The organism is Mycolicibacter sinensis, assembly GCF_001673565.1.
GTDB lineage: Bacteria > Actinomycetota > Actinomycetes > Mycobacteriales > Mycobacteriaceae > Mycobacterium > Mycobacterium sinense_C.
In genome coordinates this window covers 1-19422 of record NZ_LZMF01000141.1, presented here as the reverse complement: position 1 = coordinate 19422, position 19422 = coordinate 1, and the positions used below count along the sequence as shown (strand labels likewise).

At 69.5% G+C, this 19422-nt stretch carries 20 protein-coding genes; 7 read left to right on the top strand and 13 right to left on the bottom strand.

Annotated features, from left to right (window positions below):
* Positions 1 to 109 precede the first annotated feature (109 nt).
* Both A5648_RS20815 and A5648_RS20810 read left to right on the top strand, forming a co-directional pair.
* Positions 110 to 691, top strand: coding sequence for a DUF3558 family protein (locus A5648_RS20815; RefSeq protein WP_065026378.1), 582 nt, complete (start codon positions 110 to 112; stop codon positions 689 to 691).
* 7 nt (positions 692 to 698) lie between these two features.
* Positions 699 to 2333 (top strand): CocE/NonD family hydrolase, encoded by a 1635-nt coding sequence (locus A5648_RS20810; protein WP_065026377.1) that lies wholly within the window; start codon positions 699 to 701, stop codon positions 2331 to 2333.
* Here the strand turns inward: A5648_RS20810 and A5648_RS20805 are convergent.
* Complete coding sequence (locus A5648_RS20805) at positions 2286 to 3062, bottom strand: DUF5642 family protein (protein ID WP_234787506.1); 777 nt, start codon at positions 3060 to 3062, stop codon at positions 2286 to 2288. The two genes, A5648_RS20810 and A5648_RS20805, sit on opposite strands and share 48 nt — an antisense overlap.
* Positions 3017 to 3319 (bottom strand): hypothetical protein, encoded by a 303-nt coding sequence (locus A5648_RS20800; RefSeq protein ID WP_131810605.1) that lies wholly within the window; start codon positions 3317 to 3319, stop codon positions 3017 to 3019. The genes A5648_RS20805 and A5648_RS20800 overlap by 46 nt, the downstream gene beginning before the upstream one ends.
* 408 nt (positions 3320 to 3727) lie before the next feature.
* Here A5648_RS20800 and A5648_RS20795 point away from each other — a divergent pair, with 408 nt between their 5' ends.
* Both A5648_RS20795 and A5648_RS20790 read left to right on the top strand, forming a co-directional pair.
* A complete protein-coding gene (locus A5648_RS20795) occupies positions 3728 to 4039 on the top strand; it encodes a hypothetical protein (RefSeq protein WP_065026375.1) in 312 nt (103 codons plus the stop codon).
* A 22-nt stretch (positions 4040 to 4061) separates the two neighbouring features.
* The gene (locus tag A5648_RS20790) at positions 4062 to 4817 is read left to right on the top strand and encodes an enoyl-CoA hydratase (protein ID WP_065026374.1); all 756 of its coding nucleotides are present in this window, start codon (positions 4062 to 4064) and stop codon (positions 4815 to 4817) included.
* A 60-nt stretch (positions 4818 to 4877) separates the two neighbouring features.
* On the opposite strand, the gene A5648_RS20785 is transcribed toward A5648_RS20790, so the two are convergent.
* Together A5648_RS20785 and A5648_RS20780 are read right to left on the bottom strand one after the other, a co-directional pair.
* On the bottom strand, positions 4878 to 6608 hold the full coding sequence (locus A5648_RS20785) for a hypothetical protein (protein WP_065026373.1): 1731 nt from the start codon (positions 6606 to 6608) through the stop codon (positions 4878 to 4880).
* A gap of 300 nt (positions 6609 to 6908) precedes the next feature.
* Positions 6909 to 7469 carry a DUF1802 family protein gene (locus A5648_RS20780; protein ID WP_065026372.1) on the bottom strand — a complete coding sequence of 187 codons (561 nt, stop codon included), beginning with the start codon at positions 7467 to 7469 and terminating at the stop codon, positions 6909 to 6911.
* Between the two features lie 43 nt (positions 7470 to 7512).
* Here A5648_RS20780 and A5648_RS20775 point away from each other — a divergent pair, with 43 nt between their 5' ends.
* The gene (locus A5648_RS20775; protein WP_065026371.1) at positions 7513 to 8325 is read left to right on the top strand and encodes an enoyl-CoA hydratase; all 813 of its coding nucleotides are present in this window, start codon (positions 7513 to 7515) and stop codon (positions 8323 to 8325) included.
* A gap of 15 nt (positions 8326 to 8340) precedes the next feature.
* On the opposite strand, the gene A5648_RS20770 is transcribed toward A5648_RS20775, so the two are convergent.
* From A5648_RS20770 to rimP, 8 genes are all read right to left on the bottom strand, one after another.
* Positions 8341 to 8901 carry a sugar O-acetyltransferase gene (locus A5648_RS20770; protein ID WP_065026370.1) on the bottom strand — a complete coding sequence of 187 codons (561 nt, stop codon included), beginning with the start codon at positions 8899 to 8901 and terminating at the stop codon, positions 8341 to 8343.
* 11 nt (positions 8902 to 8912) lie between these two features.
* The gene (locus tag A5648_RS20765; protein WP_065026404.1) at positions 8913 to 10232 is read right to left on the bottom strand and encodes an MATE family efflux transporter; all 1320 of its coding nucleotides are present in this window, start codon (positions 10230 to 10232) and stop codon (positions 8913 to 8915) included.
* Between the two features lie 16 nt (positions 10233 to 10248).
* A complete protein-coding gene (locus tag A5648_RS20760; protein WP_109470874.1) occupies positions 10249 to 11253 on the bottom strand; it encodes a DHH family phosphoesterase in 1005 nt (334 codons plus the stop codon).
* Entirely contained in the window at positions 11234 to 11713 is a 480-nt protein-coding gene (gene rbfA / locus A5648_RS20755; RefSeq protein ID WP_065026368.1) for a 30S ribosome-binding factor RbfA, read from the bottom strand. Before rbfA ends, A5648_RS20760 begins: the two co-directional genes overlap by 20 nt.
* Before the next feature lie 2 nt (positions 11714 to 11715).
* Entirely contained in the window at positions 11716 to 14463 is a 2748-nt protein-coding gene (gene infB / locus A5648_RS20750; protein ID WP_065026367.1) for a translation initiation factor IF-2, read from the bottom strand.
* A gap of 77 nt (positions 14464 to 14540) precedes the next feature.
* Positions 14541 to 14813 carry a YlxR family protein gene (locus tag A5648_RS20745; RefSeq protein WP_064856620.1) on the bottom strand — a complete coding sequence of 91 codons (273 nt, stop codon included), beginning with the start codon at positions 14811 to 14813 and terminating at the stop codon, positions 14541 to 14543.
* Between the two features lie 149 nt (positions 14814 to 14962).
* Positions 14963 to 16006, bottom strand: a complete 1044-nt coding sequence (gene nusA / locus A5648_RS20740; protein ID WP_065026366.1) for a transcription termination factor NusA — start codon at positions 16004 to 16006, stop codon at positions 14963 to 14965.
* On the bottom strand, positions 16003 to 16536 hold the full coding sequence (rimP, locus tag A5648_RS20735) for a ribosome maturation factor RimP (protein ID WP_065026365.1): 534 nt from the start codon (positions 16534 to 16536) through the stop codon (positions 16003 to 16005). The genes nusA and rimP overlap by 4 nt, the downstream gene beginning before the upstream one ends.
* 183 nt (positions 16537 to 16719) lie before the next feature.
* Here rimP and A5648_RS20730 point away from each other — a divergent pair, with 183 nt between their 5' ends.
* On the top strand, positions 16720 to 17238 hold the full coding sequence (locus tag A5648_RS20730) for a hypothetical protein (protein ID WP_065026364.1): 519 nt from the start codon (positions 16720 to 16722) through the stop codon (positions 17236 to 17238).
* Positions 17235 to 17693 (top strand): ferritin-like domain-containing protein, encoded by a 459-nt coding sequence (locus tag A5648_RS20725; RefSeq protein ID WP_065026363.1) that lies wholly within the window; start codon positions 17235 to 17237, stop codon positions 17691 to 17693. The genes A5648_RS20730 and A5648_RS20725 overlap by 4 nt, the downstream gene beginning before the upstream one ends.
* Here the strand turns inward: A5648_RS20725 and A5648_RS20720 are convergent.
* Positions 17690 to 19420 (bottom strand): proline--tRNA ligase, encoded by a 1731-nt coding sequence (locus tag A5648_RS20720; RefSeq protein WP_082966620.1) that lies wholly within the window; start codon positions 19418 to 19420, stop codon positions 17690 to 17692. The genes A5648_RS20725 and A5648_RS20720 overlap by 4 nt on opposite strands.
* Between the last annotated feature and the right edge of the window lie 2 nt (positions 19421 to 19422).

Here is a 19422-nt window from a genome sequence, read left to right as displayed (position 1 = left end):
CGAGCCTAACGGGTCCGGCGAACTGGAACGTGTTCTCGCCTTCGTGGGAGTGGCCGGCGCCACAACTTGTACACTCCCGGCAGAACACCGGGCGGAAGCGAGGAGTGTCATGCTCACCAAACTGCGGCTGATCACCGCGGTCAGCGCGCTGGTGATGGCCGTCGTCATGGTGGGGCAGCAATCCCCTCCCGGCAGCGTCTCGGGCGAAGGCGGGGTGCAGCTGCGCTCCACCGCGATGCCGCTGGCGCCACCGCCCACCTCGAGCAAACCGGTCAACCTCACCAACCCGCGGCCGTTCGACGCCTGCGAGGACATCCCCTTCGACGTCATCGCCCAACTGGGGCTGGCGTTCACCCCGCCCAAGCCGGTCGAGGGGGTGCGCTGCGAGTTCGATGCCGGCAATTACCAAATGGCCGTCGAGACGTTCGTGTGGCGCAGCTACGACGAGACGTTGCCGGCCGACGCGATCGAGATGAACATCGGCGGGCACCGTGCGGCGCAGTACTGGGTGATGAAGCCCACCGAGTGGAACAACCGCTGGTGGTACTCGTGCATGGTGGCGTTCAAGACCAGCTACGGCGTGATCCAGCAGTCGCTGTACTACTCGCCGGTCTACTCCAGCCCGGACGTGGACTGCCCCACCGAGAACCTGATGCGCGCCCACCAGCTGGCGCCGCACTACAAATACTGATCCCTTGGTGAAGACTGCCCCGCGCCTCGCCGATGTCGTATTGAACCGGGCGCTACGTCGGCTGCCCGCGCCCACCACCGGCTACACCGTGCGCCGGGAGCGCATCGAAATGCGCGACGGTGTCGCCCTGACGGCCGACCACTACCAACCGACCGGCGAGGTGGGCGGCACCCTGCTGGTTCGCTGCCCGTACGGCCGAGGCTTTCCGTTCGCGCTGGTGTTCGGGCGGATGTACGCCGCCCGCGGCTACCGGGTGATCCTGCAGAGTGTCCGCGGCACCTTCGGGTCGGCGGGAGTGTTCGAGCCCATGGTCAACGAGGCCGCCGACGGCGCAGACACCGTGGCGTGGCTGCGCACCCAGCCGTGGTTCACCGGTTCGTTCGGCACCATCGGGCTGTCATATCTCGGCTTCACCCAGTGGGCATTGCTGGCCGATCCGCCACCGGAGCTGGCGGCCTCGGTCATCACCGTCGGGCCGCACGATCTCTACCAGTCCACCTGGGGCGCCGGGTCGTTCGCGCTCAATGACTTCCTGGGCTGGAGCCACTTGATGGCCCACCAGGAAGACCGCCCGCGGATCCGGGCCGGTGTCCACCAGCTGACCGCCCAGCGCAAGGTGAAGCGCGCCGCGGCCGGCCGGCCGTTGGGTGCGGCCGGCCGGAAACTGCTGGGCGACGGCTCGGCCTGGTATGAGTCGTGGGTCGAACACCCCGACGCCGACGACCCGTTCTGGGATGTGCTGCGCCACCCCGCGGCGCTGGAGCAATCACGGGTTCCGGTGCTGCTGCTCGGCGGCTGGCAAGACCTGTTCCTGGATCAGACGCTGGCCCAGTACCGGGCGTTGCGCGACCGGGGCGCCGAGGTCGCGATGACCATCGGGCCCTGGACGCACAACCAAATGCTGACCGCCGGCCTGGGATTGGTCACCGCCGAGTCTTTGCAGTGGCTGGACACCCATCTGCGCGGCTCGACCACGACGCCGCGGCCGAGCCGGGTCCGGATCTTCACGGCCGGTCGGGGCTGGGAAGACCGGTCGGATTGGGCGCCGGCCGACGCCGCGTGCCCCTGGTATCTGCAGCCCGGTGGCACACTCGCGGCCACCGCACCGGATGCGGCCGCCCCGCCGGCCACTTTCCGCTTCGATCCCCGCGATCCGCCCCCGACGATCGGCGGGCGACTGCTGTCCGCAGCCGGCGGTTACCGCAACGACAGCCGGCTGCACCGGCGCGCCGACATGCTCAGCTTCACCAGCGCCGCGTTGACCGAAGACTTGGACGTGTGCGGTGTCCCGGTGCTGGAGCTGGACCACAGCTCCGACACCGGCCACGTCGACCTGTTCGTCCGGGTCAGCGAGCTCGACGCGCGCGGCCGCTCGGTCAATGTCACCGACGGCTACCGACGGCTGCGGCAGCACACCGGGCCGGTGCGCATCGAGTTGGACGCCCTGGCGCGCCGTTTCCCCGCCGGCTCCCGGATCCGGGTGCTGATCGGCGGCGGAAACCACCCCCGCTACGCGGCGAACCCGGGCACCGGTGAAGCGCCGATCAGCGCCACGCGGGTGCAACCGGCGACACACACGCTGCGTTTCGGCCGATCACGACTGCTGCTGCCCGCGGACCGCGGCGACGGCCTTGACCAGTAGGTCCGACATCAGCCGCTGCGGATCCAACTGGGCGTCCGCACTGCCCATCACGACGATCGACGTTCGGTCGTCGAGTGCCGCGGTGTACAGGTAGTCGGGATCTTCCTGGGGATCCTCGACGGTCAGCTTGGCCCCGGTTGTGGTGGCACCGGCGATGCCGGGTCCCGGAAGGCGCTCGACGGTCCCGGTCGCCTGCGGCGAGCCGGACAGCGAGATCCGATCGCAGCCTGCCGGATCATCCCCGGCCGCAACCGGGTTCGGTGACCGCAGGGCAACGACGTACATGTTGCCCTGATCCCCCTGGGCGATCACACCGGCGGCTTGGGTGCCCACCGTCGGATCGGCATACCGCGGGATGACCACCGAACGGCACTGCGGCGGATCGACCCGGGCGTCGGTGAACGCGGCGACACCCGACCCGGCGATGTCCTGCTCCCCCAGCGTCTTGGCCGGGTGCGCCGCCGCGGTGAAGCCCGCTGGAAAGTCGTCCTTGACGGCGTCCACCCGCGAGATGTCATACCGCGCCGCTTGTTCGGCAGCGGCCGGTCGAGGGGTAGCCGAATCCGGCTCGGCGCCGGGGCCGCACCCGGCGAGGGCTGCCCCCGCGCCGAGTGCCGCCACCACCGCCAGCCCGCGGCGGCCAACAGCGCGCCGCCCGCGGTCAGGTTCCGGCTCGACCGCGGTCACCACCACCACCACCAGTGGTGCCAGAAGTGGTGATGGTGCCACCAGTGATGCCCCCACCATTGAGGCATCGGCCCGGCGTGCCAGTCGCCGGCCAGCATCGTGGGGCCGACAGATTGCAGCTGGCCGCCGAGCACAGCCGGAGCGTCGGCCATCTGGACCGTCGCCGGCGGTGACGCCGAGAACCCCTCCGGGGCGGCCTGCGCCGAGCCCGCAGCACCGGCCAACAGCGCGCCGGCGAACATGCCGACGCCGATCGCTCCGGCCGCCACGCGGCGGCGCGAATTCAGTGAAATCGACATCAGATCCTCCTTCATTCCTGGCCTGTGGTCAATTCTCTGCGATATTCGGATGCTAGCACCGTGACCGCGTCTCAAACAGGGAGGCAGTAAATGTTTTTCCGCCTTGCATATAATTGGGCATCCGAGCCGAAAACCGTTACGATTGAGCGGCCATAGCAGGTCAACAAGTATGTACTGACGTACTGAAGCACTGATTCACGAGCTTCCTTATTTCCTGAAAATATGACGTGATCAGTGCCGCACAAATGTCTTATATAGGCGAATCAGAATAATTCCGGCAGGGATATCGAAGTCCGTTGGCCGCATCAAATAGGAAACGTCGAGTTGATCCGCTCCGCGACGCCCAGTCAGCTACCGGGCTACGCTGGCGGCAGGTAGTGAGGCCCCACCGCAACCGAAGGTCACCCAATGAGCGCTGCCAACGACCCACTCGATAAGCGCAGTGTCGGCGTTCAGCGAACAGCCGACTGGGGCCCGGCCCGTGAGCCGGGCATGAAGCCCACCGAACCGATCCCGCTCCGTCAGACCCGGACGCGCCGAACCGTCGACTTGTCACCGGCCCAGCACCGTGCGCTCGACCTCTGGCAGCGCGACGCCGCCGACCGGGTGGGTTGCGCCCGCATCACCGGGCAGGAGGTCATGACCGCCCTGATCGACCAACTGCTCTGCGACCCGGACTTGTCCGCACAAATCATCCGCACCCTTCGGTCCCGGCGCTAAGGCCGCGGCCTACGGTGGTGCGGTGACCGATGACATCCTGCTGGTCGGAACCGAGGACCGGATCCGCACCCTGACCCTCAACCGCCCACAAGCCCGCAATGCGCTGTCGACTGCGTTGCGTGACGCCACCTTCACCGCACTGGCCGAGGCCGATGCCGACGACGATGTCGACGTGGTGATCCTCACCGGCGCCGACCCGGTGTTCTGCGCCGGACTGGACCTCAAGGAGTTCAGCGATTCAGCTGCGCTGCCGGATATCTCACCGAAGTGGCCGGCGCTGACCAAGCCGGTGATCGGCGCGATCAACGGTGCCGCGGTGACGGGCGGTCTGGAGTTGGCGTTGTACTGCGACATCCTGATCGCCTCGGAACAGGCTCGGTTCGCCGACACCCATGCCCGAGTCGGGCTGATGCCAACCTGGGGTATGAGCGTGCGACTGCCGCAACGGGTCGGCGTGGGCTTGGCCCGCCGGATGAGCCTGACCGGTGATTACCTGTCGGCGGCCGATGCGCTGCGAGCAGGCCTGGTCACCGAGGTGGTGCCGCACGCCGAACTGCTGCCCACGGCGCGCGCTGCGGCTGCGGCGATCGTCGGCAACAACCAGGCCGCGGTGCGGGCGCTGCTGGCCTCCTATCACCGCATCGACGAGTCGCAGACCGCCACCGGGTTGTGGATGGAGGCGACCGCGGCCAAACAGTGGATGAACCGGGTCAGCGGCGATGATGTCGCCGCCAACCGCCAGGCCGTGCTGGAACGCGGTCGCGCCCAACTGCATTGAGAAAAGCACCGTCCCGGGCGGCAGGTGCGCCGCCCGGGACGGGTGCGTGAGCAGAACCCGCTACCAACCCAGGAACGCGTCGCCCGGGTCCAGCAGCGCGGAGGCGTCGAAGCCGCCGAACAGCGAGCTCAGATCGAAGTCCCCGAACGGCGTCACAAAGGTGTCCGTAACCGTGGCCACGGCGCCGTCCAAGCCGGGGATCGCGGTGTAGATGTTGACGAAGCCGCCACCGAAGTTGAACACGTCATACACCGAACCGATCGCCGGCAGATTCACCGCGTCGACACCGTCGGCGGGAGTGACCTCACCGACGACGAACGACGTGTTGGTCAGGCCCAGCAGCTGCGTCACAGTCTCCTGGGCGTTCACAGTGCCCAGCAGCTCGGCGTTGGCACCCGTGCCGTTGTAGATGTTGAAGTCCTGCGGCGCGATCGGGAGCCCGAACCACATGCCGCCGAGCGGAAGACCGGGGGTGCCACCGCCGATGTTCAGCAGCGGCGGCGAACCGATGGTCTGATAGACCGGACCGTAGCCTTCGACCGTGTCGGCACCGGATCCGGTGAACGGGTCGAAGGTGGTGCTACCGATCGCGAAGGCCTGCTCGCCGCCGGCGACCGTGCCCGCCTGCAGCCCGGTGAACGCGGCACCCGGGTCCAACTGACCGGCGACGTTCACGTCGGCGAAGAGCGAACTCAGATCCATGTTGCCGAACGGCGTCACCAGCGTGTCTGTGACGGTGCCGTGTTCGCCCGGGGTGGCGATATAGACGTTGGCGAAGCCGCCACCGAAGTTGAACACGTCATAGACCGTCCCAGTGGCCGGCAGACCGTCCTCGGTCGGAACGCCGAGCGGCGTGGCAACTATCAGTTGGGTATTGGTCATCCCCAGCAGGTTCGTCACGTCCACGCCGGTCGTTAGGGTGCCGAGGCTGGCGCCGGTGCTGTCGTAGACGGTGAAGCTTTGGTTCGCAAGATCGTTGCCGAGGTTGGTGGGATCGAGAATCGAGGCGCCGCCGATGGACAAGAAGGGCGCGGCACCGCCGAGCGCGGGAATCGAGGCGAAGCCCTCCTGCACCGAGTCGCCGCTACCGGTGAACGGATCCAGGGTGTAGCCGCCGATCGCGAAGGCGTCGTCGCCGCCGCCGGAGGCTCCCGTGTGCAGCGCGGCGAACGCATCGCCCGGTTGCAGCGGCGCCGAGGCATCGATGCCGGCGAACAGCGAGCTCAGGTCCATGCTCCCGAACGGCGTCACGAAGGTGTCGGTGATGGTGGCGTTGGCACCGTCGGCTCCCGGGACGGCGGTGTAGATGTTGGCGAAGCCGCCGCCGAAGTTGAAGACGTCATAGACCGCCCCCTCGGTGGGCAGGTCCGCCGCGGACGCGCCATCGGCGGCGGTCACGTCGGTGACGGTGAATTCGGTGTTGGTGAAGCCGGCGAGGTTGGTCACCACCACGCTGGAGTTGATGCTGCCCAGCTCGGTGCCGTCGGCGTTGTACACCGCAAAATCCTGCGGAGCGGTCGTAGTACCCAGAACGTTCCCGCCGCCCAGCGTCAGTAGCGGCGGCGCGCTGGTCAGCGGGTGAACCAGGGAAAAACCTTCGACATCGGCGCCTGTGAAGTTGCTGAACGGGTCGAAGGTGTAGCCGCCAATCGTGAAGGCGTCAGCACCGTCAGCGCTGGGGCCGGCGACCTCGTTGGCGTCCGCGAGCGCGAGAGCCGCCTGCAGAAACGCCGCGGTCAGCAGTCCGCCTCCGGCTGCTAGACCTGCGGTAATCAACCGATGATTCATCATTCCGTATCTCCTAGTTCCGTGCGTTATCCGAGATGAGCGCCCACGCCGCCCCAGCGACGTCATGTGGCAGCCCTAACAACCAGCGGTACGTTACCGTTGAGTAACCTGAATGTATAGATAGGCTCGCGAAAAACTTTTCGTTTTTCTGATGACTGTTCGAAAACGGTAATGCTGTTCACTTGGGTGGACCTGACCGCCACCCGGGCCCACAGCTCGGGCATCGCCTACGTCGACTTGTTCGTCCCGATTGACGCGGTCGTCACACGCGGCCGGTCGGTGAATGTCACCGATGGCTACCCGCTAGCCCACCGCAGCGCGGACCCGGGCCGCCACTTTCCCCAGCGTCCGGTCGTCATACACCGGCGCGGACTGTTTGCGGGGTATCGGGACCTGCAGCCAGCTTTTGCAGCCGGCGTAGGCGGGGGCCCGGGTCAGCCAGACCGGCTCCACCAGCGGCACCGCCTGCACGACCAGCACGGCCAGCCGATGTTTCGGCCGAAAGTCCAGCCGGTCGGCCCGCACCGATTCACCTGTCCAGATATGCAGATCTTCGATGGCGGCGAGCCCGTCGGGACGGTTGACCGCCAGTGCCGCGACGACCCTGGCCGCCGCGCGCACCAACACCCGGTCATCTTCACAATCGGCGGCGGCCGCGCCGAGCAGGTCACGGTGTTCGGGCCGTACCCGCTCAGCGTGGCTGTGCGCGATCGTCGGGAACAGCAGGAAGTCGTCGGCGGCCACGGCAAAGCGTTTTTCGTGAATTCCGCCCTTGCGCAACAGGATCGACTGCCGCCCGGCCAGCAGCGCATGCACCACCGCGCTCCACTCCTTGAGTGCGGGAGTACTCGCAGCGGCGCACATGCCCTCCACGATAGGCAGTTGCGCGCCCGGCTACGGTGAAGCGGTGAGCGACGACATCCTGCTGGTTCGGACCGAGGGCCGCATCCGCACCCTGACCCTCAACCGCCCGCAGTCCCGCAATGCGCTGTCCCGGGCGTTGTGCGATGCCACATTCAACGCGCTGGCCGAGGCCGACACCGACGACGACGTCGACGTGGTGATCCTCACCGGCGCCGATCCGGTGTTCTGCGCCGGTGTGGACCTCAAGGAGCTCGGCGGTTCAGCGAACCTCGACGGAGGAGAGGCGAAGCTGGGACCGCCGCATCAACCCAGCGCATCCACCACACAGCTCGGCGATTCTCCACAATGGCCGACGCTGACCAAACCGGTTATCGGTGCGATCAACGGCGCCGCGGTGACGGGTGGGCTGGAACTGGCGCTGTCCTGCGACATCCTGATCGCCTCCGAGCAGGCCCGCTTCGCCGACACCCACACAAGGGTCGGGATCCTGCCCGGCTGGGGTCTCACCGTACGGCTCCCCCAACGTGTCGGGGTGGGCCTGGCCCGCCGGATGAGCCTGACCGGTGACTACCTGTCGGCGGCCGACGCGTTGCGGGCCGGCCTGGTCACCGAGGTGGTGCCGCACGCCGATTTGCTGCCGGCCGCCCGGAAGACCGCTGCGGCGATCGTCGGCAACAACCAGGACGCGGTGCGGGCCCTGCTGGGCACCTATCACCGCATCGATGAAGCGCAGACAGCGGCCGGGTTGTGGATCGAGGCGGAGGCATCGCGGCGGTGGTTGCGCCAGGTGAGCGGCGCCGATGTCGCCGCCAACCGGGAGGCCGTACTGAATCGCGGTCGCGCGCAAGTGCGGTGAGACGCGGTCACTCGGCTAGCCGAGTGACCGGATGACCCGGCAGGGGTTGCCTGCCGCGAGCACCCCGGCCGGGAGGTCCCGGGTCACCACGCTGCCGGCGCCGACGACCGTGTCGGCTCCGATCGACACGCCGGGACAGACGATGACACCCGTTGCCAGCCAGGCGTTGTCGCCGATGGTGATCGGCGCCACCGACTCCCAGCCGGCGCGGCGGGCCTCGATGTCGTCGATCGGGTGCAGGGCGGTAACCAGTTGGGCGCGGGGGCCGATCGACACGTGGTCGCCGATGGTGATCGGCGCGCAGTCGAGCAGGACGGCGTCGTAGTTGATGAAGCAGTTCGCGCCGATGCTGATGTGTTTGCCGTAGTCGCAACAGAATCTGGGCTCAATGACCGAACCCGCCCCGAATGATCCGAGCAGCTGCCCCAGCAGGTCGCGGCGCCGGTCGTCATCGTCGGGCGCGGTGTCGTTGAACGTGGCAACCAAACGCCGGCAGGCTCGGCGGTCCGCGACCAAGTCGGGATCATCGGGACGATACCGCTGCCCGCGGAGCATCCGATCCCGCTGACCGCTCATGCCGGCTGATCCTACTGGCGCGCGCTCTGCGCCCATCGCCCCGAGAGCGCGCGCCACCCGACGAACACCAGCCGCAGCGCGATGAACGTGGTCAGGCCCGACCAGATCCCGGCCAGTCCCCAGTCCAGGATCAGCGCCAACCAGGTCAGCGGGAGGAAGCCGGCCAGCGCGCTGATCACCGTGGCGGTGCGCATAAACGCCGCATCGCCGGCGCCCAACAGGACCCCGTCGAGAGCGAAAACGATTCCGGCAAGCGGCAATTGGGCGACCAGGAACCACCACGGCACGCCGACTGCGGCCAGCACCGCGGCATCGCTGGTGAATAGTCCGGGTATCGCACCGGCGCCGGCGGCCAGCAGCGCGGCCAGCACCACCGCGGCCACCGTGGAGAACACCGTCACCCGGGCCGCCACCGACTTGGCGTGACCGGCGTGGCCGGCACCCAGCGCGGCTCCGACCAGCGCTTGCGCGGCAATGGCCAGCGAATCGAGCACCAACGCCAAAAACGTCCACAGCTGCAGCACGATCTGATGCGCGGCCAGCGCTGCGGCCCCGAATCGCGCCGCGACCGCGGCCGCCGAGACGAAGCAGGCCTGAAAGGCCAGCGAGCGCACGATCAGGTCACGGCCCATCACCAGTTGTGCCCGTAGCACCGCCGGGTCGGGCCGCAGCGAGACCCGCTCGCAGTGCAGTGCGCGCAGGAACAGCAGCGCCGCCAGCCATTGACCGGCGCAGTTGGCCACCGCCGAGCCGGCCAGTCCCCAGCGCGGCATACCCAGTGCCCCGAACACCAGCAGCGGGCACAGCAGGGCCGAAAGCGCAAATCCGGCAACGACATAGCGCGGCGGACGTACGGTGTCCTGCACACCGCGCAGCCAGCCGTTGCCGGCCAGCGACACCAGGATCGCCGGAGCGCCGAAGATCGCGATCCGCAGCCAAGGTAGCGCGGCCTGCGCGATGTCGTCATGGCCGGCGACGGCCGACACCAGTGGCACCGCTGCGGCCTGCACCCCGATGACGATCAGTGCGCCCAGGCCCAACGCCAGCCAGGTCGCCTGCACCCCTTCGGCGACCGCGGCGGCGCGGTCGCCGGCACCGAAGTGCCGCGCCGAGCGCGCCGTCGTTCCGTAGGACAAGAAGGTGGCCTGCGAGGCGACCAGGCCCAGAATCAGCCCGCCGATCGCCAGCCCGGCCAGCCCCCGGGCGCCGAGCCGGCCGACGACCGCGGTGTCGAACAGCAGATACAGCGGTTCGGCGGCGAGCACCACCAGCGCCGGCAGCGCCAGCGCCGCGATCCGGCGGGCCCCGGCCGACTCAACGGCGTCGGGCATGTCCGTCATGGGCGGATCAAGCCAGCGCGGCGACCAGGGCAGCGACCACGTCGTCCGCGCCGCCGGTGACCGAATAGCCGGCGGCCAGCCGATGTCCCCCGCCGCCGAACGACACCGCCACCGCGCTGAGGTCCACCGCCGACTTGGCCCGCATCGACACCGCCCAGCAGCCCGGCTCGACCTCCTTGAACACCGCCGCCACCTCGGCCTGCTCGGTGGTGCGCACGATGTCGACGATGCTCTCCACCTCTTCGGGCCGCGCGGCGCTGCACTCGGCGTAGTCGACGACGGCATAGACCAGCCCGCGACCATGCGCGGCATCCGGCAGCAGTTGCGCGTCGGCCAGCACCCGCGAGAGCATCGTCAGCCAGCCGAACGGATGGGTGTCCATCACGGTGCGGGTGATCGCCGCGTTGTCCACGCCGACGCCGACCAGCCGCGCCGCCAGCCGGTAGGCGCGGGCACTGGCCCATCGGAACGAGCCGGTATCGGTGACCAGCCCGGCATACAGGCAGTGCGCCACGTCTTCGTCGATCGGTTCGCCCCATGCGTCGATCAGATCTGCCACCATCATCGTCGTCGAATCCGCTGACGGGTCAACGTAATTCGCCGTTCCGAACAGCTGATTCGACACATGGTGGTCGATCACCAGCAACTCAGAACCGGCGGCGGCCAGCTCTTGGAGCGCCCCGAGCCGATCAGCGCTCGAGACGTCGACGGTCACCACGAGATCGACCTCGCGGCTTATCGTCTCGGGGCTGACCAGCAACTCGCCGCCCGGCAGCGACCGCAGCGACTGCGGCAGCTCGGCGGGGCAAGCCGGGCGGGCGAAACTGACCTGGACCGCCTTGCCGCACCGGCGCAAGACCATCGCGAGTGCCAGCCCGGCACCGATGGTGTCGGCGTCGGGATGCACATGGCAGATCACCGCCAGCGTGCCTGCAGCCGCCAGCAGCTCCACGGCACCGGCGGCGTCGACGCGCCGACCCGGCGGCAGCGGATCAGGCGCGCGATCGCTCACCGTCACCGCTGTCTTCGGCGCCCGGCTGCGCCGGCGCCTCCCGGTAGGGGTTGGGGTCCCCGACCGGCTGCTTGCCCTCCCGGATGCGGGCCAGGTCGGCGTCGGCCGCCTGGGCCGCCGCCAGCAGCTCCGACATCCGGTGGGCGACGTCGGGCACGGTGTCGCGGACGAACGTCAGGGTCGGGGTGAACCGCACCCCGGTGCCGGCGCCGACCTTGGACCGCAGCACGCCCGTGGCGCCCTCCAGTGCGGCGGCAGCGCCGCCATAGTCGGGATCCTCGTCCAGAGAGCGGCCCAGCACCGTGTAATACAGCGTGGCGTCGTGCAGGTCGGCGGTCACCTTGGCATCGGTGATCGTGACTCCGGCCAGCCGCGGATCCTTGATCTCGTACTCGATCGCCGACGCGACGATCGTGGAGATCCGCTTGGCCAGCCGGCGCGCGCGTGCCGGGTCAGCCATGGCTAGGTCCGTGCCTTCTCTACGAGCTCGTAGGTCTCGATGATGTCGCCTTCCTTGATGTCGCTGTAGGTCAGCGTCAGACCACATTCGTAGCCGTCGCGGACCTCGGTGACATCGTCCTTCTCCCGGCGCAGCGAGGAGACCGTGAGGTTCTCGGCGACCACCACGGAATCGCGCAGCAGCCGCGCCTTGGCGTTGCGGCGCATGATGCCGGAGGTGACCAGGCAACCCGCGATGTTGCCGACCTTCGAGGACCGGAACATGGCGCGAATCTCGGCGCGGCCCAGTTCCTTCTCCTCGAAGATGGGCTTGAGCATGCCCTTGAGAGCCTTCTCGATCTCGTCGATGGCCTGGTAGATGATCGAGTAGTAGCGGATCTCCACGCCTTCGCGGTTGGCCAGCTCGGTGGCCTTGCCCTCGGCACGCACATTGAAGCCGATGATGATCGCGTCCGAGGCCGACGCCAGGTTGACGTTGGTCTCGGTGATGCCACCGACACCGCGGTCGATCACCCGCAGTGCCACCTCGTCGTCGATCTGGATACCCATCAGGGCCTCTTCCAGCGCCTCGACGGTACCGGCGTTGTCGCCCTTGAGGATCAGGTTCAGCTGGCTGGTTTCCTTCAGCGCCGAGTCCAGGTCCTCCAGCGAGATCCGCTTGCGCGACCGCGCTGCCAGGGCGTTGCGCTTGCGCGCGTTGCGCTTGTCGGCGATCTGGCGGGCGATCCGGTCCTCGTCGACGACAAGCAGGTTGTCGCCGGCGCCGGGAACCGAGGTGAAGCCGACGACCTGCACGGGCCGCGACGGCAGCGCCTCTTCGACGTCGTCGCCGTGCTCGTCGACCATCCGCCGCACCCGGCCGTAGGCGTCACCGGCGACGATCGAGTCGCCGACCCGCAGCGTGCCGCGCTGAATCAGCACGGTGGCCACCGGGCCGCGGCCGCGGTCGAGGTGCGCCTCGATCGCCACACCCTGAGCCTCCATGTCGGGGTTGGCCCGCAGGTCCAGGGCGGCGTCGGCGGTCAGCAGCACCGCCTCCTCCAGGGCCGCGATGTTGGTGCCCTGCTTGGCCGAGATGTCGACGAACATCGTGTCGCCACCGAATTCCTCTGGCACCAAGCCGTATTCGGTGAGCTGGCCGCGGATCTTCTGCGGGTCAGCGCCTTCCTTGTCGATCTTGTTGACCGCCACCACGATCGGCACATCGGCGGCCTGGGCGTGGTTGATCGCCTCCACCGTCTGCGGCATCACGCCATCGTCGGCGGCCACCACCAGGATCGCGATGTCGGTGGCCTTGGCACCGCGGGCACGCATGGCGGTGAACGCCTCGTGACCGGGGGTGTCGATGAAGGTGATCAGCCGCTCGGAGCCGTCGAAGTCGACGCCCACCTGGTAGGCGCCGATGTGCTGGGTGATGCCGCCGGCCTCGCCCTCGCGCACGTTGGCCTTGCGGATGGTGTCCAGCAGGCGGGTCTTGCCGTGGTCGACGTGACCCATCACGGTCACCACCGGCGGGCGGCTCTGCAGGTCCTCCTCGTCGCCGGTGTCCTCGCCGTAGGAGAGGTCGAACGACTCCAGCAGCTCGCGGTCCTCGTCCTCGGGCGAGACCACCTGCACGACGAAGTTCATCTCGCTGCCGAGCAACTCCAGGGTCTCGTCGCCGACCGACTGGGTCGCGGTGACCATCTCACCGAGGTTGAACAGTGCCTGCACCAGCGCGGCCGGGTTGGCGTCGATCTTCTCGGCGAAGTCGGACAGCGACGCGCCGCGGGCCAACCGGATCGTCTCGCCGTTGCCGTGCGGCAACCGCACACCACCGACGACCGGCGCCTGCATGTTCTCGTATTCGGCGCGTTTCGCCCGCTTCGACTTGCGTCCGCGCTTGGGCGCGCCGCCCGGACGGCCGAACGCGCCGGCCGCGCCACCGCGCTGGCCGGGACGACCACCGCCGCCGGGACGACCCCGAAAGCCGCCGGCGCCGGCGCCGGCGGGGGCACCACCGCCACCGCCGCCGGGACCGCCACCGCGGTAGTTACCGCCGGGACCGCCGCCGGGACCACCGGGGCGGCCGCCGGGAGCGCCCGGACGACCACCGCCGCCGGGCCGCGGCGGGCCGCCGGGACGGGGGCGGCCCTGCGCGCCGAAGTTACTGGTGCGGCCGGGCATGTTGCCCGGTGTCGCGCCGCCGCCGGGACGCGGCATGCCGGGCCGGGGTGCCCCCGGCCGGGGTGCCTGCGGGTGCGGACGCGGGATGGCGCGCTCCACCGGCTGCGCCGACGAGAACGGGTTGTTGCCCACGCGCGGTGTCCGGGCGCCGGGCTTGGGACCCGGTGCTGCCGGACGGGGGCCGGGAGCAGCCGGCGACGGGCCGGGCTGCGCCGGCGCAGACGGCGGCGCAGCGGGCGCCGGGGCCGCGGCGGCGGGTGAGGCCGGAGCCGACGGCTGAGCCACAGGGGCCGCAGGGGCCGCAGGGGCCTCGGCCTTGACGGCCGGGCTGTCAGCGGCTGCGGCCGGCGCGGGAGCCGGCGCGGCCGGAGCGGCCGATTTGGCGGGCGCCGCCGGCGCGGGCGCCTCGCTCTTGGCTGCGGGTTTGCCGCCGCCGAACGACTCGCGCAGCCGCCGCGCGACGGGGGCTTCCACGGTCGAGGACGCCGACTTGACGAATTCGCCCTGCTCGCTCAGACGAGCGAGGACTTCCTTGCTGGTGACACCGAGTTCCTTGGCCAACTCGTGTACGCGGGCCTTTGCCACTACTTCTCCTGTCTATGAGGCGACAGCGGTGGTGGGCCGCGCCTCGGGTTTAGCTATGACGCATGGTCATCGGGACTTCACGGTGTGCTCATGTTCTTCGCTACCTGTTCTGTTGCCCGGGGCGGTGAGCCGATCTGTTGATCGAAGTACTCCTCCACCCCGGATACATCCGGGGAACCGCTGATCCGCAGCGCGTGCGCGAACGCTCGTCGCCGGATCGCCGCCTGCAGGCACTGCGGCCTGGGATGCAGCCATGCACCCCGGCCCGGCTGGCTGCCCGCCCTGTCAACGGTGACGGCCTCGTTGCCGTTCCCCGACACAGCGACCACCCGAAGCAATTCGGCGGCCAACTCGCGTTTCCGGCACCCGACACACGTGCGCACCGGTCCCCGCGGGGAGCGGTGCGTTCGCGAGGCGGCTGCCGAAGTCTCGCGCTGGATCACGGCTTAGTCTACCCATACTCGGGCGGTCGTCTGAACCACCCGAATCCGAAGCCGGGTCAGTGCTCCTGGGCCACGCCCCGGCCGGCCTCGTGCTCGGCGCCGTTGGCGGCAGGCTCGGGGGTGTCGCTGCGGATATCGATACGCCAGCCGGTGAGCCGGGCCGCCAACCGGGCGTTTTGGCCCTCCTTGCCGATGGCCAGCGACAGCTGGAAGTCCGGAACCACTACGCGGGCGGCACGCGCCGCCTGGTCGATCACCGTCACCGACATCACCTTGGCCGGCGACAAGGCGTTACCGACGAACCGCGCCGGGTCCTCGTCGTAGTCGATGATGTCGATCTTCTCGCCGGCCAGCTCGCTCATCACGTTGCGCACCCGCTGGCCCATCGGGCCGATGCAGGCACCCTTGGCGTTGAGCCCGGGAACCTGCGAGGCCACCGCGATCTTGGACCGGTGACCGGCTTCCCGAGCCACCGCGACGATCTCCACCGACCCGTCGGCGATCTCGGGGACCTCCAGGGCGAACAGCTTGCGCACCAGGTTCGGGTGGGTACGCGACAGCTCGATGCGTGGTTCGCGCAGCCCCCGGGTCACGCCGATCACGTAGCAGCGCAGCCGGTCGCCGTGCTCATAGCCTTCGCCCGGCGCCTGCTCGGCGGGCCGGATGACACCGTCGAAGCCCTTCGCTTCGGTGCCCAGGCGCACCACGACGACGCCGCGGGCGTTCTCCCGGGCATCGCGCTGCACGACGCCGGCGACGATGTCGCCTTCCCGCGCCGAGAACTCGCCGTAGGCCTTCTCGTTCTCGGCGTCGCGTAGCCGCTGCAGGATCACCTGGCGGGCGGTGGTCGCCGCGATCCGGCCGAAGCCTTCGGGCGTGTCGTCGTACTCGCTGATGACATTGCCGTCGACGTCGGTCTCCCGGGCCAGCACCCGCACCATGCCGGTCTTGCGGTCGACGTCGATGACCGCGTCGGCCTGGTGCCCTTCGGTGTGCCGGTACGCGGTGAGCAATGCCGATTTGATCGTTTCCACCACGACGTCGACCGGGATGCCCTTGTCGGCCTCGATCGCGTGCAGCGCAGCCATGTCGATATTCATCCGCCCGCCTCCGTTCCCGCATCCCCGGCCTTACGGCCCGTCAACTCCAACTCACGTGCGCTCGGCGGCGAGAACTCGATTTGCACCACCGCTTTGCTGATGTCGCTCAGCGGCAACCGGCGCCGGTTCCAGTCCCGGCCGGCGCGCACCACCAGCGTCACGACGTCGTCCTCGACAACACCGACCCGACCGGTCACACCGGTTCCGTCGGACAAGGTCACCTCGACCTTGCGGCCGTGCGCGCGCCGAAAATGCTTCGCGGTGGTCAACGGTCGTTGCACCCCTGGGGAACTGACCTCCAGCACGTACTGGCCGTCGAAGTCGAGGCCGTCGAGCAGGTCCGACGCCGAGCGCGACAACGCCGCAGCGGTGTCGAGATCCAGCGGGGTGTCGCCGTCGGCGACCACGGTGATCCGGGGCAGCGGCGCATGGTCGTCGACGACGACGTCTTCGATCTCATATCCGGCGCGGGTGAACTCAGCGTCGAGCAGCTCGATCACCTGTGTCTGCGAAGGTAGCCCGGTGGCCACGGCGAGCTCCTCGTCTTGAGTTGTCCGGACGTTTCCCCCGCGACTGGCGCGGCCGGGAACCAGCCACCAACGATACGCCGTGGCGTGCACAGCCACAGCAAACCGCTGAAAAGCGCCGCCACGCCAGCGGTCGGCCCCGCTACCGGCCACGCCGCGACCCTCCGGCGGCCCCGGGGTGGCAGGATGTCTCAGGTGCCCGGCCCCCTGACCGCCATCGACCGGCGGCGCGTGCTGACCGGCGCCGGCATGCTCGCCCTGATCGCCCTGGCGGCACCAGCGTGCGGCTCGTCCCCGACGCCGCCGGCGCTCGACGACCTGGAAGCGCAGTTGCAGCTGGCGCGGCGCGACAGCGACCTGGCGGCCGCGGCCGGGGCGGCACTGACCGGACCGGGCTCGCAAGCGCTGGCCGCGGCGCTGGATCAGGTGTCGCTGGAACGGGCCGAACACGCGCGCGCGCTGGCCACCGAGATCGCCCGGGCCGCCGGACAGCCGGCGCGGGAGGCCGCCGAAACCACCACCTCGACCAGCACGCCGGAGGGGACCGCCCCGACGGTGTCCCAGGTGGTCAACGCCTTGCGATCCGCGGCTGAGAGCGCCGGAAAGCTGGCCATCGCCTCGTCGGGTTACCGGGCCGGGTTGCTGGCCTCCATCGCAGCGGCCTGCACGGCCTCCTACGCGGTCGCCTTGGTGACGCAGTCATGACGTCGGTCGAACCCGGTGCGCTCAGCGGCCCCGACACCGCCCTGTGCGATGCTCTGGCCACCGAATACGGGGTCGTCTACGGCTACGGGATGGTGTCGGCGTACTCCGTGCCGGAGCTCAACGACCTGGTGGTCCCCACCATCCGTCAGCACCGCGAGCGCCGGGACGCGACCATCGCGATCCTGACCGCCCGCTCGGTTCCGGTCCCGCCCGCTGCCGCCGGATACCAGCTGCCCCTGCCGCTGAGCACGTCCGACGACGCGGTGCGGCTGGCGGTCCGGATGGAAAACGACACGGCGACCGCCTGGCGCGCCGTCGTCGAGCAGGCCCGCGAAGCCTCGGACCGGGAGTTCGCGGCCACCGCGCTGGGCCAAACCGCGGTGCTGGCCGCGCACTGGAACCAGGCGTTGGGCAATTGGCCGATCACCCGGGCGTTCCCGGGCGGCCAGGACTAGGTGTCCTCGCCGCGGATCGCGGCGAGGATCTGCCGGGCCAGGTCGGCGCCGACGGACAGCTCGCGAGCCTGCCCGGAGAACCGGTCGCGCAGTTCGACGATCCCGTCGGCCCAGCCGCGTCCCAGCACGACGATCCACGGCACGCCGAGCAGCTCGGCGTCCTTGAACTTCACTCCCGGTGAGGCCTGCCGGTCGTCGAACAGCACGTCCATCCCGAGCCGGTCGAGCTCGGCGGCCAGGTCGGTGGCCCCGGCGCGGGCGGCCTCGTCCTTGTTGGCGATCACCAGGTGCACGTCGAACGGTGCGACAGACGCCGGCCAGCGCAGGCCCAGCTCATCGTGCTGTTGTTCGGCGATGACGGCGACCAGCCGGGACACGCCGACACCGTAGGAGCCCATGGTGAGCCGCACCGGGCGGCCGTCCTCGCCGAGGACGTCGGCGGCAAACGCGTCGGTGTATTTGCGGCCGAGCTGGAAGATGTGGGCGATCTCGATGCCACGGGCGCTGACCAGCGTGCCCGCCCCGTCCGGGGACGGGTCACCGTCGCGAACCTCGGCGGCTTCGATCGTGCCGTCGGCGGTGAAATCACGTCCGGCCACCAAGCCGACAACGTGCTTGCCGGGCGCGTCCGCGCCGGTGATCCAACTGGTGCCGGTCACCACACGGGGGTCGACTAGATAGCGAACACCGTTGTCCTGCAACGATTTCGGTCCGATATAGCCCTTCACCAGGAACGGGTGCTTGGCGAAATCGCCGTCGGAGAGCAATGCGTACTCGGCGGGCTCGAGAGCAGCGCCCAGCCGCTTTTCGTCGACTTCGCGGTCGCCGGGCACCCCGATGCCCAGCAGTTCCCACTCCCCGTCGGGCTGGCGCACCTTGAGCAGCACGTTCTTCAGGGTGTCGGCAGCGGTGACGGTGCGGCCCAGGCCGGCGCCGTTGGCCCAGTCCACCAGGGTGGCGATGGTGGGGGTGTCACCGGTGTCGTAGGTCTGCGCCTCCGGTTGGCCCTCGATCGGTTGGGCCGGGGGGCGGGCGGTGGTCACCGCCTCGACGTTGGCGGCGTAGCCGGATTCCACGCAGCGCACGAAGGTGTCCTCGCCCACCTCGCTTTCGGCCAGGAACTCCTCGGAGGCCGAGCCGCCCATCGCGCCGGACACCGCGGAGACGATCACGTAGCGCACTGCCAGCCGGTCGAAGATCCGTTGGTAGGCCTCGCGGTGCGCGTCGTAGGCGGCTTTGAGGCCGGCGTCGTCGACGTCGAAGGAATAGGAGTCCTTCATCACGAACTCGCGGCCGCGCAGGATGCCCGCGCGCGGACGCGCCTCGTCGCGGTACTTGGTCTGGATCTGGTAGAGCAGCACCGGGAAGTCCTTGTAGGAGCCGTACTCCCCCTTGACCGTCAGGGTGAACAGCTCTTCGTGGGTGGGCCCGAGCAGGTAGTCGTTGCGGCGGCGGTCTTGCAGCCGGAACATGGTTTCGCCGTACTCGGTCCAGCGGTTGGTGGCCTCATACGGGGCGCGCGGCAGCAGCGCCGGGAACAGAATCTCCTGGCCGCCGATGGCGTTCATCTCCTCGCGCACCACCCGTTCGATGTTGCGCAGCACCCGCAGGCCCAGCGGCAGCCAGCTGTACAGCCCGGGAGCGATCGGCCGGACGTAGCCGGCCCGGATCAGCAGCTTGTGGCTGGGCACTTCGGCATCGGCGGGGTCATCGCGCAGGGTGCGCAGGA

Bases quoted from the DNA above. Each gene is read 5' to 3' on its own strand.
- A5648_RS20725 (WP_065026363.1), top strand. From the start codon at position 17,235: ATGACGTCGGTCGAACCCGGTGCGCTCAGCGGCCCCGACACCGCCCTG.
- A5648_RS20815 (WP_065026378.1), top strand. From the start codon at position 110: ATGCTCACCAAACTGCGGCTGATCACCGCGGTCAGCGCGCTGGTGATG.
- rbfA (WP_065026368.1), bottom strand. From the start codon at position 11,713: ATGGCTGACCCGGCACGCGCGCGCCGGCTGGCCAAGCGGATCTCCACG.
- A5648_RS20765 (WP_065026404.1), bottom strand. From the start codon at position 10,232: ATGCCCGACGCCGTTGAGTCGGCCGGGGCCCGCCGGATCGCGGCGCTG.
- A5648_RS20770 (WP_065026370.1), bottom strand. From the start codon at position 8,901: ATGAGCGGTCAGCGGGATCGGATGCTCCGCGGGCAGCGGTATCGTCCC.
- A5648_RS20800 (WP_131810605.1), bottom strand. From the start codon at position 3,319: ATGTCGATTTCACTGAATTCGCGCCGCCGCGTGGCGGCCGGAGCGATC.
- A5648_RS20785 (WP_065026373.1), bottom strand. From the start codon at position 6,608: ATGATGAATCATCGGTTGATTACCGCAGGTCTAGCAGCCGGAGGCGGA.
- A5648_RS20795 (WP_065026375.1), top strand. From the start codon at position 3,728: ATGAGCGCTGCCAACGACCCACTCGATAAGCGCAGTGTCGGCGTTCAG.
- A5648_RS20730 (WP_065026364.1), top strand. From the start codon at position 16,720: ATGTCTCAGGTGCCCGGCCCCCTGACCGCCATCGACCGGCGGCGCGTG.
- A5648_RS20780 (WP_065026372.1), bottom strand. From the start codon at position 7,469: ATGTGCGCCGCTGCGAGTACTCCCGCACTCAAGGAGTGGAGCGCGGTG.
- nusA (WP_065026366.1), bottom strand. From the start codon at position 16,006: ATGAATATCGACATGGCTGCGCTGCACGCGATCGAGGCCGACAAGGGC.